Annotated in this window: 1 protein-coding gene; it reads right to left on the bottom strand. The window is 43.1% G+C overall.

Annotated elements, in window-relative coordinates; all coding sequences use genetic code 11:
- Positions 1-399 (bottom strand): DUF11 domain-containing protein (locus CA600_RS30650; protein WP_143812241.1); only part of this gene is annotated, 399 nt, incomplete at both ends.

Genomic DNA, 399 nt, shown 5'->3' with positions numbered 1-399 from the left:
TGATGTTTTTACGATCGAGAGATCAGAAGATGCATTCACTGGAATAACGAGGGTAGACGTGTTGTTCATTGGATCTGGATCTGGTGTTGTCGAGCTTACAGTTGCTATATTCGCAATCATACCCGACGCTGCGTCTATTACCGTTCCGCGAATGATGATCGTAAGACCAAAGCTGTTTCCCAATGTGCCGATCGTGTAAGAACCCGACCATGGATTAAATGTTACTCCACCGTCTATTGAATACGCTACGTTGGTAAGTTGACTTGGAACGCTATCCGTTACTACCACATTCTCCGCATCAGAAGGTCCTTCATTCGTTACCAATAAGTTATAGTTAAACAATTGTCCTGGAACAACGCTGTTATTGCTTGATGTTTTTACGATCGAGAGATCAGAAGA

This window comes from Paenibacillus sp. VTT E-133280, assembly GCF_002264385.1.
GTDB classification, from domain to species: Bacteria; Bacillota; Bacilli; order Paenibacillales; family Paenibacillaceae; genus Paenibacillus_AQ; species Paenibacillus_AQ nitricinens.
This window is presented reverse-complemented; position numbering and strand designations above follow the sequence as displayed.